15 protein-coding genes, 4 tRNA genes and 1 pseudogene are annotated in these 15103 nt (G+C 61.3%); 12 read left to right on the top strand and 8 right to left on the bottom strand.

Annotation, left to right across the window (positions count from 1 at the left end):
• Positions 1-38: 38 nt before the first annotated feature.
• Both C2U40_RS23145 and C2U40_RS23140 read left to right on the top strand, forming a co-directional pair.
• Entirely contained in the window at positions 39-938 is a 900-nt protein-coding gene (locus C2U40_RS23145; protein WP_181014928.1) for a DMT family transporter, read from the top strand.
• Positions 923-1084, top strand: a complete 162-nt coding sequence (locus C2U40_RS23140) for a hypothetical protein (RefSeq protein ID WP_016348904.1) — start codon at positions 923-925, stop codon at positions 1082-1084. Before C2U40_RS23145 ends, C2U40_RS23140 begins: the two co-directional genes overlap by 16 nt.
• 138 nt (positions 1085-1222) lie before the next feature.
• On the opposite strand, the gene C2U40_RS23135 is transcribed toward C2U40_RS23140, so the two are convergent.
• Complete coding sequence (locus C2U40_RS23135; RefSeq protein ID WP_103828789.1) at positions 1223-1681, bottom strand: DUF6314 family protein; 459 nt, start codon at positions 1679-1681, stop codon at positions 1223-1225.
• Positions 1682-1723: 42 nt separating this feature from the next.
• On the opposite strand from C2U40_RS23135, the gene C2U40_RS23130 reads away from it, so the two are divergent.
• Positions 1724-2578 (top strand): carboxylate/amino acid/amine transporter, encoded by an 855-nt coding sequence (locus tag C2U40_RS23130; RefSeq protein ID WP_103828786.1) that lies wholly within the window; start codon positions 1724-1726, stop codon positions 2576-2578.
• Between the two features lie 7 nt (positions 2579-2585).
• Here C2U40_RS23130 and C2U40_RS23125 read toward each other — a convergent pair whose 3' ends face one another.
• Both C2U40_RS23125 and C2U40_RS23120 read right to left on the bottom strand, forming a co-directional pair.
• The gene (locus C2U40_RS23125; protein WP_199773231.1) at positions 2586-3449 is read right to left on the bottom strand and encodes a GGDEF domain-containing protein; all 864 of its coding nucleotides are present in this window, start codon (positions 3447-3449) and stop codon (positions 2586-2588) included.
• Positions 3450-3519: 70 nt separating this feature from the next.
• Positions 3520-4233, bottom strand: coding sequence for a 3-deoxy-D-manno-octulosonic acid kinase (locus C2U40_RS23120; RefSeq protein ID WP_011704082.1), 714 nt, complete (start codon positions 4231-4233; stop codon positions 3520-3522).
• Between the two features lie 164 nt (positions 4234-4397).
• Between C2U40_RS23120 and C2U40_RS23115 the strand changes: the two genes are divergently transcribed.
• From C2U40_RS23115 to C2U40_RS23085, 7 genes are all read left to right on the top strand, one after another.
• On the top strand, positions 4398-5480 hold the full coding sequence (locus C2U40_RS23115; RefSeq protein WP_103828790.1) for a glycosyltransferase family 9 protein: 1083 nt from the start codon (positions 4398-4400) through the stop codon (positions 5478-5480).
• Positions 5481-5751: 271 nt separating this feature from the next.
• Complete coding sequence (gene gmk, locus C2U40_RS23110) at positions 5752-6378, top strand: guanylate kinase (RefSeq protein ID WP_181014929.1); 627 nt, start codon at positions 5752-5754, stop codon at positions 6376-6378.
• Between the two features lie 79 nt (positions 6379-6457).
• On the top strand, positions 6458-6733 hold the full coding sequence (gene rpoZ / locus C2U40_RS23105) for a DNA-directed RNA polymerase subunit omega (RefSeq protein ID WP_005307060.1): 276 nt from the start codon (positions 6458-6460) through the stop codon (positions 6731-6733).
• A 137-nt stretch (positions 6734-6870) separates the two neighbouring features.
• Positions 6871-8988: a bifunctional GTP diphosphokinase/guanosine-3',5'-bis pyrophosphate 3'-pyrophosphohydrolase gene (gene spoT / locus C2U40_RS23100; protein ID WP_011704079.1), complete on the top strand. Its 2118-nt coding sequence runs from the start codon at positions 6871-6873 to the stop codon at positions 8986-8988.
• Between the two features lie 222 nt (positions 8989-9210).
• Positions 9211-9954 (top strand): tRNA (guanosine(18)-2'-O)-methyltransferase TrmH, encoded by a 744-nt coding sequence (trmH, locus tag C2U40_RS23095; RefSeq protein ID WP_024945900.1) that lies wholly within the window; start codon positions 9211-9213, stop codon positions 9952-9954.
• Positions 9944-10984 carry an alpha/beta fold hydrolase gene (locus tag C2U40_RS23090; RefSeq protein ID WP_103829158.1) on the top strand — a complete coding sequence of 347 codons (1041 nt, stop codon included), beginning with the start codon at positions 9944-9946 and terminating at the stop codon, positions 10982-10984. Before trmH ends, C2U40_RS23090 begins: the two co-directional genes overlap by 11 nt.
• Positions 10985-11077: 93 nt before the next feature.
• Positions 11078-11890 carry a Cof-type HAD-IIB family hydrolase gene (locus C2U40_RS23085; protein ID WP_029305093.1) on the top strand — a complete coding sequence of 271 codons (813 nt, stop codon included), beginning with the start codon at positions 11078-11080 and terminating at the stop codon, positions 11888-11890.
• Positions 11891-11973: 83 nt separating this feature from the next.
• Here C2U40_RS23085 and C2U40_RS23080 read toward each other — a convergent pair whose 3' ends face one another.
• From C2U40_RS23080 to C2U40_RS23060, 5 genes are all read right to left on the bottom strand, one after another.
• On the bottom strand, positions 11974-12483 hold the full coding sequence (locus C2U40_RS23080; protein ID WP_101150428.1) for an RICIN domain-containing protein: 510 nt from the start codon (positions 12481-12483) through the stop codon (positions 11974-11976).
• A gap of 185 nt (positions 12484-12668) precedes the next feature.
• Positions 12669-12745 (bottom strand) — tRNA-Pro (locus C2U40_RS23075).
• Positions 12746-12817: 72 nt separating this feature from the next.
• Positions 12818-12903, bottom strand: a tRNA-Leu gene (locus tag C2U40_RS23070).
• A 20-nt stretch (positions 12904-12923) separates the two neighbouring features.
• A tRNA-His gene (locus C2U40_RS23065) sits at positions 12924-12999 on the bottom strand.
• Between the two features lie 50 nt (positions 13000-13049).
• Positions 13050-13126 (bottom strand) — tRNA-Arg (locus C2U40_RS23060).
• Positions 13127-13386: 260 nt separating this feature from the next.
• Between C2U40_RS23060 and C2U40_RS26940 the strand changes: the two are divergent.
• Together C2U40_RS26940 and C2U40_RS23050 are read left to right on the top strand one after the other, a co-directional pair.
• Positions 13387-13954 (top strand): annotated as a pseudogene (locus tag C2U40_RS26940) (TetR/AcrR family transcriptional regulator).
• Positions 13955-13986: 32 nt separating this feature from the next.
• A complete protein-coding gene (locus C2U40_RS23050) occupies positions 13987-15093 on the top strand; it encodes an efflux RND transporter periplasmic adaptor subunit (protein ID WP_011704066.1) in 1107 nt (368 codons plus the stop codon).
• The last annotated feature ends 10 nt before the right edge of the window (positions 15094-15103 follow it).

The following is a 15103-nucleotide window of genomic DNA, read 5'->3' as shown; positions in this document are numbered from 1 at the left end:
TGCATAGAATGCGCAGGCGAATTACATCGGAGATTAAAATGCGTAGCTATCTGTTGTTGCTGGCGATAGGCCTGTTGTGGGGCTCCCAGTTCATTTTCATGCATCAGGCCGTGACCGAATTGCCCCCCATCATGGTGGCAGCGGGTCGCGCCTTGTGTGGCAGCCTGACCCTGGGTCTGCTCTGCCTGTTCATGCGTCTCAAGAGCGAACACACCCCGTGGCGTACCTATATGCTGATCGCCCTGCTCGATGCCACCCTGCCATTCATCATGGTGGCCTGGGGTCAACAGTATGTGGATAGCGCCATCGCCGCCGTGGTAATGGGTTGTATCCCGTTTGTCACCATCCTGATGGCACCCTTGTTGGTTTCCGGTGAAAAAATCACCAAGGGCGGTCTCGTCTCCGTAATCATCGGCTTCGTCGGCGTGCTGGTGCTGTTCTGGCCGAAACTGGCCAGCGGCATGAATGCCGGCCTGCTCGGCGCCATGGCCATCCTGTTCGGGGCCAGCTGCTTCGCCATCGGCCTGCTGATGATCAAGCGCTTCGCCAAGGACCACCCGGTGATCGTGGCACGCAACATCCTGATCTCTTCGGCCATCCAGCTGCTGCTGGCCGCGCCGTTCGTCACCGATCTGAGCGCGCTCACCATGCCGAGCCAGCATGCCATCGGCGCCGTCACGGTGCTCGGGGTGTTCTGTACCGGTCTGGTCTACTTCCTCTACATGGCGTTGATCCAGAAGGCGGGCCCGACCTTCGCCTCCTTCAGCAACTACCTGGTGCCGCTGTTCGGCGTCATGCTGGGTGCCCTGTTCCTCGGCGAACAGATCCAGTCCACCACCGGCGTGGCACTGGCCCTGATCCTGGGCTCGGTCGCCCTCAACCAGTGGGCCCAGCAGCGCCGCGTCCAGCGGGAGGCTGCCCTATGTCAGGCATCCTGACCACGCTCTGCGGCGGCCTAGTGGTGATCGCCGGCTGGCAGTATCGCCAGCGGCTGATGGGTCTGCTCGGACTGCTGATGGTGCTGCTGCCCTGGTTCTTCGACAGCAAGCTGCAAGCCATGCTGAGCTATGCGCTGAGTGCCTGACATCCATCTCTGAATGTGTGACGAGAGTGTATCTCTCCTGTTTTTGGGACCGTTTTTCAAAAAAACCTCCGATTTGTCCCTTCTACCGGCGCTCTGCGCCGGTTTTTTTATGCCTACCTTGCCCCGTCCTGCCGCCCGTCACACCCGATAGCGATAACTCAGCCGCTCGTTCTTGCGCGGGCCGGTGATCTGCCAGCCGAGCAGAAAGCCGTCCCCGGTCGGCGTCAGCTCGGCGCTGTAGTGATCCTGGCCGCACAGGTGGGGCTCGGCGGTGAGCCAGCGACCATCCGCCTGAGGCAGCAGCTCGAACAACACCACCGGCTGCTCGTAGCGCAGATGAGAGAGCGAGACCCCCCGCTCACTGCGCCGCCACCAGAAACTGTTGTGCATGGTCAGCACCCGGCCATGGGGCGTGGTGTAGCGGCCCGCCTCGGCAAACAGCCAACCCTCCTGGTGATCGGTCACCGTCACCTCTCCCTCGCCCCGCCCGTTCCAGTCGGTGGCGGAGCCCACCCCGTTGCTCGCCTCGAAGGCAAATGCTCCGATCTGTGGCAACAGCGCCCATAAACGCTGGATCGCGCCTTCCAACTCGGCCATCATAGCGCCCTCCAAATTGACAACTGACGACAATTCAATCACATGAACTACTTGATAGGGGTCACCCTGCTCTGGTCCTTCTCCTTCAGCCTGATCGGTGTCTACCTCGCCGGCCAGGTGGATGCCTACTTCTCCGTGCTGACCCGCATCGCTCTCGCCAGCCTGGTGTTTCTGCCCTTCCTGCGCCGCCGCTGGCTGAGACCCGATCTGGTCGTCAAGCTGATGGCACTCGGCGCCACCCAGCTCGGCATCATGTATCTGTTCTATTACCACTCCTTCCTGCTGCTGACGGTGCCGGAAGTGCTGGTGTTCACCATCTTCACCCCCATCTACGTCACCCTGATCCATGACCTGCTGGAGCGGCGCTTCAAGCCCACCTATCTGTGGGGAGCCTTGCTGGCAGTGCTGGGGGCGGCCGTCATCCGCTTCGACGGGCTGACCGAGAGCTACGTGCTGGGCTTCCTGGTGGTGCAGGGTGCCAACATTTGCTTCGCCATCGGCCAGGTCGGCTACAAGGTATTGCTGGCACGGGAGAAGGAACAGCCCCCCCAGCTCGCCGTGTTCGGTTGCTTCTATCTGGGCGCCCTGGTCGTGGCCCTGCCCGCCTGGCTGCTGCTGGGCACGCCGCAATACCCCACCAGTACCCTGCAGTGGGGCATTCTGTTGTGGCTGGGGATAGGCGCTTCCGGGCTTGGTTACTTCCTGTGGAACAAGGGGGCGACCCAGGTCAGCAGCGGTGTGCTGGCCATCATGAACAACGCCCTGATCCCGGCGGGTCTGCTGGTCAATTTGCTGCTGTGGGGCAAGGATACCGACCTGCTCAGGCTCACCCTGGGCGGCCTGCTGATGCTGGCCTCCCTCTGGGTATGCCAGCGTCATGGGGTAAGTGAGCGCTGACTAAAAATCAGCCGACGACGGTGTTGTGCTCCCGTCTGGCCTGGCCGTGGCAGGTGGCCAGCCGGGCCAGCAGGTGATCGATCTGCTCGCCGGCCTGGCTCTGCACCAGCCCGATGCTGACGGTCACCGGGCGCTGCGGCAGCAGGCTGGCATCGGCGATCTCTAGCCGCAGCCGCTCGGCAATCTCGAGCCCGCTCAGCCGATCGGTCTGGGAGAGCATCAGGATGAAGCCGTCTTCGTCCCAGCGGGCGAAGGGATCTTCCCGCCGCAGTTCGTGACGCACGATACGGGCCAGCTTGGCCAGCATGGCATCGCAGGCGACCTCGCCGAACAGCTGCTGGATCTTGGCCCTGTGATCGACGCTGAATTGCAACAAGCTGAAGCTGCCGCTCTCGCTGGCCAGCCGCTCATCGAGCAACAGCTCGAAGTGGCTGCGGCTCTCCAGCCCGGTGAGGGGATCGGTGCCGTGCCGCTCCTCCACCAGCAGTGTCTGTGAGTCGAGCAGACGCACCACCCCCAGCACCTGGCCGTGAACATCGCGCCTGGCCCGCTCCTCCAGCCGGACATAGTGGCCGTCGTGATGCAGGATGCGGTATTCGAGCCGGATCTGGGCCACCCTCCCGCTCTGGCAGGCGGTCAGCGCCTCCTGCAGGTTCCCCACATCGTCGGGGTGCACCCGCTCCAGCCAGCCAAGATCGTCGAGACCGGCTTCGTTCAATCCCAACAGCCGCAGACAGGAGAGATCCCGCTGCACGCCCTGCTGCGGGCTCCAGCTCCAGAGCCCTGCCTCCAGCAAGGCGATGGCATCCGCCATCAGCGCCAGATCAAACCGGGTAATTGCCTCCCAGAGGGGAGCCTTGAGCATGTCCATCGAGCGCCTCGACACCGAATCTGAAGACCTTCTCAATAAGTAACATTGGCTCTCGCGCCGAGCAACAGGGTCAGCTCGCTTTTCCTTGATAGCCGTTCATCAGGGCCTGCCAGTTCTCCGGTACGAAGTGAAAACTGGTATGCAACTGGGACTCCTTGTTGAAGGAGCGCAGCAACCGTTCCAGATTGGCCTGCTGCCAGTTGCCGGGGGAGCGGATGGCCCCCTTGTCGAAGTCGATCACCCACACCTTGCCCTCCTTGTCGAGCAGCAGGTTGTGGCTGTTGAGATCGGCGTGATAGACCCCGGCGTCGTGCAACCGGCGCACCGTCTGGCCCACCTTGTGCCACACCTCGCCGGCGATCGGCCCCTGCTTGAGCAGGGCGACCAGATCCTTGGCGCCACGAATGCGCTCGATCAGGATGTCGGCCCGATAGAAGGGGCCCTGCTTGGCCATCCGGGCGGCAAACGGGCGCGGCACCGGCAATCCCTGAGCGCTCAACTTGGCCAGCAGCGTGTATTCGGCCATGGCCCGGCTCGATTCGACCCCTTCGAACCAGAAGCGATCCCGCACCACCTTGCCCACCATGCCACCGCGATAGTAGTGACGTAGCACCAGGTGGCGGGATTCATCCTTGACGAACCAGGTCACTCCGCGGCCGATGGAAGACCCCACCACCTGGCGATGTGTCTGCCACCAGGCCGGATCAAACAGCTCGGGAGAAGGGTCGCGAAACGCCCCTTCGGCGTACCAGCAGATCTGGTTGTGTTCGGTCTGAATTTGCATTTTTGGCGATTCCGGTCGGTCAGTCATGGCTACACAAGGCAAGGGCAGGCAACGGCAACACGGGCCTTGTCAGGGGCACCGGCTGCCGGTCGTGCGCAATTTTACAATCCACGGGGGAGTTTGCATAATGCCATCCATCCATTTTGCCACCATTGCGCCACATCATGCCGCTGTTCCAAACGCCGCCCTCTTCCATCTGCATCCTGCGGCTCTCCGCCATCGGCGACTGCTGCCACGCGCTGGCGCTGGTGCGCGTCATCCAGCGGGCCTGGCCGACGACCCGCATCACCTGGATCACCGGCAAGATTGAAGCGACGCTTTTTGCCGATCTGCCCGGGGTCGAAGTCATCGCCTTCGACAAGAGCAAGGGCTGGCGCGGCTATCGCGAGCTCTGGCAGACCCTCAAGGGGCGCCAATTCGATGCCCTGCTGCACCTGCAGGCGGCCATGCGGGCCAGCATCGCCACCCTCGGCATCAAGGCCAAGGTCAAACTGGGGTTTGATCGGGAGCGGGCCAGCGACGGCCAGTGGCTGTTCACCAATCACAAGGTGCCATCCCCCGCCTCGCCCCACGTACTGGACGGCTTTCTCGCCTTCGCCAAAGAGCTCGGCATCCAGGATCTGACCCCGGACTGGCAACTGCCCATCAGCGCCGAGCACCAGGCCTGGGCGAAAGAGAAGATTGACGGCAAGCCGACCCTGCTCATCTGCGCCGCCGCCAGCAAGGCATTCAAGAACTGGACTGCCGCCGGTTATGCCGCGCTGGCGGATCACGCCGCAGACAAGGGTTTTCAGGTCTATCTGTGCGGCGGGCCGGCCAAACTGGAGCGGGATCTGGCCGCCGACATTCAACGGCTGAGCCACAGCAAGCCGGTGGATCTGGTGGGGCATACCAACCTCAAGCAGTTGCTGGCGCTGATCAAGGAGGCCAACCTGGTGCTGGCCCCCGATACCGGCCCCACCCACATGGCGACCCTGGTGGGTACGCCGGTGCTCGGCCTCTATGCCCACCACAACCCGGACCGTACCGGCCCCTATCTGTGCCGTGACTACGCGGTCAGCGTCTATCAGGAGCTGGTCGAGCAAGAGACCGGCAAACCGCTGGCCGAGCTCGGCTGGCGCACCCGCCTCAAGGATCCGGACGCCATGAGCAAGATCACCCGCGAGCGGGTCATCGCCGCCTTCGACCGGCTCTGCGCCGATCGCCAGCTGCCCGCCGGGCAGCAACTCGGAATTTCCGAGCAGTGAAGCAGGGATAATCTGCTGGCCCGCCCACACGGCGGCAGACAGAATGGCGGCTGATGTGGGTGACGCTCCCGCAGCAAGCTACGAATACTTTGATCGGCTGGAATATGATTCCGGCCGTTTTTTTATCCGCCACCTTCTGTTAAAATTCGCCGCCTTTACATCCCTCTTAATTCAAGAATTTTCCGCGTTTCGGATTTGGCTGTCTCCCTTTCGGGCACAAGACGGCGGCCTCTGCTACAACCAAAACACGGTCTCGCTTAAAGGTACAGACATGGCGCAACAAGGCACTCTCTATATCATCTCCTCCCCGAGCGGAGCGGGTAAATCCAGCCTGCTCAATGCCTTGCTGACCCAGCACAACAGCGCAGGCAAGATGCAGCTGTCGATTTCCCACACCACCCGCGCCACCCGTCCCGGCGAAGAGCACGGGGTGCACTACCACTTCGTCAAGGTGGAAGAGTTCAAGGCGCTGATCGAGCGCGGCGATTTTCTGGAGTGGGCCGAGGTGTTCGGCAACTACTACGGCACCTCCCGCGCGGCCATCGAAGCCTGCCTGGCGCAGGGGATCGACGTGTTCCTCGATATCGACTGGCAGGGCGCCCGCCAGATCCGCGCACAGATGCCGACCAAGTCCATCTTCATCCTGCCGCCCAGCCGCGAAGAGCTGGAGCGCCGCCTGATCGGCCGCGGCCAGGACAGTGCCGAGGTGATCAAGGGCCGAATGGAGAAAGCCATTGCCGAAATGGTGCACTATGACGAGTATGACTATGTCATCATCAACGAAGACTTTGAGCAGGCACTGTTCCAGCTGAGGGCTGTCATCGAGTGCCAACGGCTGGAATTGCGCCAGCAGCAGCAGGCCCAACAAAACTTGCTGCAACAGCTACTGGCAGAATAGGCCAAAAACAAGTAAACTTTTGCGTCATTTTTAAACACCGCTTTTTTAAACCGAGAAAGCCCAAACACTGGAGTCCTGCATGGCACGCGTTACTGTAGAAGATGCTGTAAAACAGGTAGGTAACCGTTTTGACCTGGTGCTGGTCGCCGCCCGCCGCGCCCGCCAAATCGCGGTTCAAGGCAAAGATCCCCTGGTTGACGAAGAGAACGACAAGCCGACCGTGATCGCCCTGCGCGAGATCGAACTGGGTCTGGTGAACAACCAGGTGATGGACACCCAGGACCGTTACGAGCAGCAAGAGCAGGAAGCCGCCGAGCTGGCTGCCGTTGCTGCCATCGCCGAAGGCCGCGGTTAAGTCAGTTATTTCTTATAGTCGGCGCCCGCCCGGGTGCCGACTGTTCTCCCCCATTTACAACCGCTCGAAAACCTCGCAAACTCAGGACTATACCCTCTATATCCACGGATTGCCGTTTCACCGCTGCGGGGACTGTCTTGTATTTATTTGAAAATCTTAAAGAAATAGCCAGTTCCTACCTGCCACCAGAGCAGGTGGAGAAGCTCAGGCAAGCCTATGTGGTGGCCCGTGATGCTCACCAGGGACAGATGCGTTCCAGCGGCGAGCCCTATATCACCCACCCGGTTGCCGTTGCCCGCATTCTTGGCGACATGCGCCTCGATCATGAAACCCTGATGGCCGCCGTGCTGCACGACGTCATCGAAGATACCCCTGTCACCAAGGCCGATCTGGCCGAGCTGTTTGGCGATGCCGTCGCCGAGCTGGTAGCGGGCGTCTCCAAGCTCGACAAGCTGAAGTTTCGCGATCGCAAGGAGGCCCAGGCCGAGAACTTCCGCAAGATGGTGATGGCCATGACCCAGGATATCCGGGTCATCCTGATCAAGCTGGCCGACCGCACCCACAACATGCGCACGCTCGGCTCATTGCGGCCGGACAAACGCCGCCGCATCGCCCGGGAAACCCTCGAAATCTTCGCCCCCATCGCCAACCGCCTCGGTATTCACACCATGAAGAACGAGCTGGAAGAGCTGGGCTTCGAGGCGCTCTACCCCATGCGCTCGCGCGTGTTGCGCGAATCGGTGCGCCGCGCCCGCGGCAATCGCCGCGAAATCATCGACTCCATCCAGAGCGAGATTGAGGGCCGGCTGCGCGAGGCTGGTATCGAATCCCAGGTCAGCGGCCGCGAGAAGAACCTGTTCTCCATCTACAACAAGATGGAGAAAAAAGAGCTGCAATTTCATGAGGTAATGGATATCTACGCCTTTCGTGTGAGGGTGAAGGACATAGATACCTGTTACCGGGTGCTGGGCCAGATGCACAGTCTCTACAAGCCCCGCCCCGGCCGCTTCAAGGATTACATCGCCATCCCCAAGACCAACGGCTACCAGTCGCTGCACACCTCCCTGGTGGGGCCGCACGGGGTACCGGTGGAGGTGCAGATCCGCACCGAGTTCATGGATCAGATGGCCGACAAGGGCGTCGCCGCCCACTGGGCCTACAAACAGGATGGCGACAGTTCGGGTACTACCGCCCAGATCCGCGCCCAGCGCTGGATGCAGAGCCTGCTCGAGCTGCAGCAGAGTGCCGGCAGCTCCTTTGAATTCATCGAGGGGGTCAAGACCGACCTCTTCCCCGACGAGATCTACGTGTTCACGCCGGAAGGACGCATCATGGAGCTGCCCGCCGGGGCCACTCCGGTGGACTTCGCCTACACGGTGCACACCGACATTGGCCACGCCTGCGTCGGTTCGCGGGTCGATCGCCACCCCTATCCGCTCAGCAGCCCGCTGCACTCGGGCCAGACGGTGGAGATCATCACGGCACCGGGGGCTCGCCCGAACGCGGCCTGGCTCAACTTCGTGGTGACCACCAAGGCCCGCTCCAAGATCCGCCAGTTCCTCAAGAACCTGCGCACCGAAGAGTCGGTGGTGCTGGGTCGCCGCCTGCTCAACCATGCGCTCGGCGCCAAGAACATCGAAGACATCCCGGAGCCACGCATCAAGCAGGTGCTGGCCGACACCAAGCATGAAAACCTGCAGGGCCTGCTGGCTGACGTGGGCCTTGGCAACGCCATGAGTGTGATGGTGGCGCGCCGCATGCTGGGGGATGAACTGCCGCCGGAAGAACAGCCCAAGTCCAGCAGCAAGAAGATGCCGATCAAGGGTGCCGACGGCATGCTGGTCACTTTCGCCAACTGCTGCCGCCCGATCCCGGGAGACGCCATCATCGCCCACATCAGCCCGGGCAAGGGGCTGGTGATCCACCAGGAAGCCTGCCGCAACATCAAGGGCTACAGCAAGGAACCGGACAAGTACCTGCCGGTACAGTGGGAAGTGGACAAGGAGCAGGAACAGGAGTTCCGCACCGGCATCAGCATCGAGATCGTCAACCACCAGGGCGCCCTGGCGGAGCTGGCCAACGTGATTGCCGCCACCGGCGCCAACATTCACGCCATCAGCACCGAGGAGAAGGATGGCCGGGTCTATCTGGTCACCCTGCTCATCACCACCAAGAGCCGGATCCACCTTGCCAACATCATGCGCAAGATCCGGGTGATGCCGAACGTGCTCAAGGTGAGCCGACAGAAAAACTGACCACAGGCGGCGCAAGCCGCCTGCTGCTTTTCAAGAGACAAGCTTGTCCCACCGCCGCAGGCACGCTCGTTCAACCTGGCGAGTGGACAAACCCGGTGCCGGCAGAGCCGACATGACAGCGAAACGCGTCGAACGAATTTACGACAGGCTGGCCCCGCCAGCCCGATTTGCTCCTGTGCATGCAAGCGATGCGTGCACACACCTCACGACATAGAAACCGATATGACTCCTGAACGCTTCAAGCGCATCACCGACATGCTGGCCCAGCGCCAGCTCGATCTGACCGTCTGCATGGAAGAGGTCCACAAGCCGCACAACCTGGCCGCCATCGTGCGCACCGCCGATGCCATCGGCATCCATCGGGTGCACGCGGTCTGGCCCAAAACCTGGATCCACAAGCGCAAGGGAACCGCTCGCGGCAGCCAGAACTGGGTGGACGTGAAGCTGCACCCGGACATCGGCAGCGCGGTGGCCGAGCTGAAAGCCTCCGGCATGCAGATCCTGGCGACCCACCTCTCCGATAGCTCGGTAGATTTTCGCGCCATCGACTACACCAAGCCCACCGCCATCCTGGTGGGCCAGGAGAAGCACGGCATCGGCGAAGAGGCGCTGGCCCTGGCCGATCACCATATCGTCATCCCCATGGTGGGCATGGTGCAGTCCCTCAACGTCTCGGTGGCCGCCGCCGCCATCCTCTATGAGGCCCAACGCCAGCGCGAACTGGCCGGCTGCTACCAGCGCGGCTGCCCGCTCGACCTGGAGGAGCAGAACAGCATACTGTTCGAGGGGGGCTACCCCATCTATGCCCAGCTCTGCAAAGAGAAAGAGATGCCCTACCCCCAGCTCGGCCCGGCCGGCGAAATCCTGGCGGACGAGCAGTGGTGGCAGCAGATGCAGCTGACCCGCAAGGGCTGGGCCGCCCAGCAATCAGATGACCCCTCGGAAGAGTACGCTGATGAAGCTTAACCACCTGCCCCTGCTGGCCCTGACCCTGTTTTCTGCTGGAGCCCTCGCCGTGAACAATCCCTATCAGCTGACGCCGGAAGCCGACGTCGCCACCCTTCATCAGCAGACCCTGCCCGACTTCTGGCGCCAGCACGCCGTCGAGAGCGCCTTCAAGGGCAAGGACGGGGTCACCCTCCGCTATGCCGCCCTGCGCCAGGCCAAGGTCGATCGCGCCATCCTCATCGTCAACGGCCGGGTCGAAAGCTACCTCAAGTATCAGGAGCTGGCCTGGGATCTGTGGCGTCAGGGTTACAGCCTCTACCTCATCGACCACCGCGGCCAGGGCTTGTCCGATCGGCTGCTGGCCGACCAGGAGAAGGGATATGTCGACCAGTTCGACGATTATGTACTCGATCTCAAGCAGTTTCATGACGAGGTCATCGCCCAGGACCAACCCGCCAAGCTGTTCCTGCTGGCCCACTCCATGGGCGGCGCCATCTCGGCCCGCTATCTGGAGCGCTGGCCCGATGATATCGAGGCGGCCGCGCTCTCCTCCCCCATGATGGGCATCAATCTCGGCGGCCTGCCCAAGTGGTTGGCCAAGGGGCTGGCAGCCACCATCGGCACGGTCGGCGGCTGGCTGGGCGAGCCTCCCTACGGCCCGGGTCAGGGCCCGTACGAGAGCCACGACTTTGCCGACAATGGTCTGAGCCACAGCGAAGCCCGCTATCAGGCCTTCCGCGAGCTCTATGAGCAGCGCCCGCAGATCAAGTTGGGGGGTGCCACCGCCCACTGGATCTATCAGGGGCTGACAGGGGCGGACGCCGCCGTGGCCGAGGCTGGCGCCATCAAGACGCCTCTGCTGCTGCTGCAGGCTGGCGACGACGGCGTGGTGGACAACGCCGCACAGGACGCCTTCTGCGCGCTCGCTCGCTGCGAGGGAGGCAAGCCGCTGCGCATAGAAGGGGCCTGGCACGAGCTGTTCATGGAGGCCGATCCCCAGCGCCAGGCCGCGCTCAACGCGACTCTGACCTTCTTCGCACGCTACTAGCGGCTGGTTATTTTTTGTATCCCTAAATAAATGGGGTCGCGGGAGCGGTTGCTGTACACTGCTCCCGCTTTCATTCGTAACCCCGAGGTGATGATGTATAAGGTCGTTGTATCCGATCTCGATGGCACCCTGCTCAACGGGCAGCACCAGATCTCCCCCCGCACCCGCGATACCCTGCACCGTCTGGTGGATCAGGGGATCAAGTTCGTGGTGGCCACCGGCCGTCACCATGTGGATGTGCGCAGCATCCGCGACACGCTCGGGCTCGACATCTATCTCATCACCTCCAATGGCGCCGTGGTACACGACAAGCAGGATCAGCTGATCTTCAACCAGGCCCTGCCGGACAGCGTGGCGGCCGAGCTGATCGCGCTGGAGCGCGACCCCTCCATCCATATCAACCTCTACTACGGCGACGAGTGGCTGGTGGAAGAGGAGATGCCCTGGCTGCTGCAGTTCCATCATGAATCCGGCTTCAGCTATCGCCTGACCGATCTCGCCAGCCACCCGCTGGACAAGGTCAACAAGGTGTTTTACATCGGCGAGCACGAGAAGCTGCTGCAGATCGAGGCAGAGCTGAACCAGCGTTATGGTGATCGACTCAACGTCACCTTCTCCCTGCCGGACTGCCTCGAGGTGATGCACGCCGGGGTGCACAAGGGCAATGCCGTGCGCGCCGTGCTGGAGCAGCACGGGTTGGAGATGTCCCAGGCAGTGGCCTTTGGCGATGGCATGAACGACTTCGAGATGCTGAGCATGGTCGGCCGCGGCGTGGTGATGGGCAATGCCCACGACCGGCTCAAGCTGGCACTGGCCAATCACGAACAGACCCTGAGCTCCGACGAGGATGGCGTCGCCGTCTATCTGGAGCAGTTGTTCGCCCTGCAGGGCGTCAACGTCGCCTGATGCTTCTGAGCCTCATGGATACACGCCTCGGCCGTATCCATGAGGTCCGCATCCGCTAAATTCCCTTCTTGTTGCCTAATGCCTCACCAAATGAGGCTTTTCAGGTTCAGCTTGTCGAACATGCTGCCCTTGTTCTGCCATGCGAAGCTCTGATTGGCCCCGCCGAAACAGTCGGCCAGCCGCAGCGGGGTGCCCGGCTTGTGACGACGGCCGGCCACATCCAGACAGCGGTCAGCCTTGCTGTTGAACAGCCGATCTTCCTGCCACTGCCATTGCCGGCTCTCATCCTGACACTCGGCCATGGTCAGCTCACTCACCCCTTTGGCCACCAGGCAACGCTGGTCAAGCTGCAAGGCACCGGCATCCCAGCTGAACTGCTGGCGAACAGTTTGGTCGCAAGGCTGGGTGATCAGCTGATTGTGGTCATTGAGGGCCACGCAGAATCCGGCATCGGTTACCAGCGCAGAGGTGGCAATACTCTGCATGGGGGCAGCCCCCATCAGGATCTCGTCGGGTTTGGGTTTGTATGAGCAGCCGCTGAGGGCCACGACAACCAGCGCCAGTGTGCTGACGCGAAAAGAATTTGGGTGCATATGACATGTTGGCCTGAATTGTGTTCAATAACGCCCACTTGCCGTGGGTCTGCGTCCCAGCATACCCGAAGCGACAGCGAGAAAGTGCCAACAGAAATGTAAACAGACGTGACAGAAACCTGCATCAGCAGGCTGGCAGACGACAGAAAGCAAAAAACCCCGCCTGAGCGGGGTTTTTCAGAATGTGGTCGGTGATAAAGGATTCGAACCTTTGACCCTCTGGTCCCAAACCAGATGCGCTACCGGGCTGCGCTAATCACCGAGGCTTTAAAAAAGCTTTCTTTTCAAAACACAAAGACGACCATGAACGGTCATCCTCGTCATACAGCAAGTATGGTGCGAAGAGAGGGACTCGAACCCTCACACCCGGGGGGCACTAACACCTGAAGCTAGCGCGTCTACCAATTCCGCCACCTTCGCATACCTGACAAGCTGTAAAATGGGGTGGCTGATGGGGCTCGAACCCACGACAACCGGAATCACAATCCGGGACTCTACCAACTGAGCTACAGCCACCACAGCTGTTTTCGTTCTTCAACTCGCCCGCTTAACCGGCGCACTTTTGATGGTGCGCCCGACAGGATTCGAACCTGTGACCTCTGCCTCCGGAGGGCAGCGCTCTATCCAGCTGAGCTACGGGCGCTACGCTGTCGAACGGGGCGCAATATTAATGATGGGGACCCACCTTGTCTACTATTTTTTTATCCCACAGAATCAACCGCTTGTTTTTCCATCGTTTCTGGCTTTTTTTAAGCGTTTTTGTTTCATTCAGGCTGGATCCAGCCCCGCTCCGCTACTTTTGGCTCCCCCCACATAGCAATCCGATGATGGGCAAAACTTGACTTGCCTCAAAGCCTCCCTAGAATGAATGAACGTTCATTCAGCCGTTGTGATTATCCCGTCATGAACAAGAAAGAACGCATTTTCGATGCGGCTCATGAAGTACTCGGCGAACAGGGTTTCCACGGCCTCTCCATTGCCGTGGTGGCCAAGAAAGCCAGGGTGGCGGCAGGCACCATCTATCGCTATTTCAGCGACAAGGATGACCTGATCCGCCAACTCTATCGGCACACCATCCTCCAGTGTCATCCCCTGGTCATGGAAGGCGTGCAGACAGAGGAGGTATCGTTCGAACAATTTCGGCGTTTGTGGCTCAACATCCACGCCATCTTTCTTTGTCGACGAACCGAACGCGCTCAAATGCAAATTGCAGTATGAAACGTCCCCGCTGGGAGCAGAGCTGGAGCAGGACCCGGTCATCAAGGCTGCCTGGGCCCCGCTGGATCGCTTCTTCGAACGGGGTCTGGAACAGGGTCTGTTTATCGACCTGCCCGTCCGGGTACTGCAGGTGCTGAGCCTGGATTGCGTGGCAAATATGGCGCTGCAAAGCCAGGTGCACCAATTCGAACTGACGCAAGACCAGCTGGAAGCCGTGATCCGGGCCTGCTGGCGAGCTATTTTGACCCCTTAAACATTGCACTCATATCTCAGGAGCGAGAGTTCATGAAAAAGTGGATGAGCATCATGTTGCTCATCGCGCTGGCCCTGTTCGGCAGCGTGATTGGCTTCAACCTGTTCAAGCAAAAGATGATAGCCAACTACATGGCCAACATGCCGGAGCCCGAGTTTCCGGTCACCACCCACAAGGTGGAGACCCGCGACTGGGTGCCGACCATCGAGGCCATCGGTTTCATCGAACCCAACCAGGGGGTAACCCTGTCGACCGAGCAATCCGGCACCATCGACAGCATCTCCTTCGAGTCGGGTGATACCGTCAAGCCGGATCAGCTGCTGCTGAGCCTGGATGCCAGCGTCGAGAAGGCCAACCTGCGCGCCTCCATGGCCAAGCTGCCGGCGGCCAAGGCCAAGTTCGATCGCTATCAGAACCTGTTCACCAAGGGCTCCATCTCCCGCGACCAGCTGGACGATACCGAGGCGACCTACCGCTCCCTCGAGGCCGATATCGAGAGTCTGAAATCGACCATCGCCCGCCGCGAAGTGCGCGCACCGTTTGCCGGCGTAGTCGGCCTGCGCAACGTCTTCCTCGGTCAGTACCTGCAACCGGGTACCGATATCGTCCGTCTGGAGGACACCAGCGTGATGCGCCTGCGCTTCACCGTGCCGCAGACCGATATCTCCCGCATTCGCCTGAATCAGGACATTCTGATCAACGTGGATTCTTACCCGCATCGCCAGTTCAAGGGCCACATCAGCGCCATCGAGCCGGCCGTCAACTACCAGAGCGGCCTGATCCAGGTGCAGGCGGACATCCCCAACAACGACGGCCAGCTGCGCTCCGGCATGTTTGCCCGCGCCAGCATTCTGCTGCCGGCCCAGAAGGACCAGATCGTGCTGCCGCAGACCGCCATCACCTTTACCCTGTATGGCGAGAACGTCTACCTGGTCAAGGAGAAGGATGGCGTGAAGCGCGTCGAGCAGGTGGTGGTCAAGGTCAGCGAGCGCAAGGGCAACGATGCGCACGTGGTCTCCGGCATCAAGGCGGGTGACGAAGTGGTCATGTCCGGCCAGGTACGCCTGAGCAACGGCGCCAAAGTGAAAATCGTGCAGGACCAGGGCCTGAAGGTTCCGGACCAGGTTCCCATGCTGTAAAACGCGGAGA

Origin of the sequence: Aeromonas sp. ASNIH4 (genome assembly GCF_002934425.1) — a bacterium.
Taxonomy (GTDB): Bacteria; Pseudomonadota; Gammaproteobacteria; order Enterobacterales; family Aeromonadaceae; genus Aeromonas; species Aeromonas hydrophila.
The sequence above is the reverse complement of the archived record's forward strand: the minus strand, read 5'-3'. Positions and strand labels throughout refer to the sequence as shown.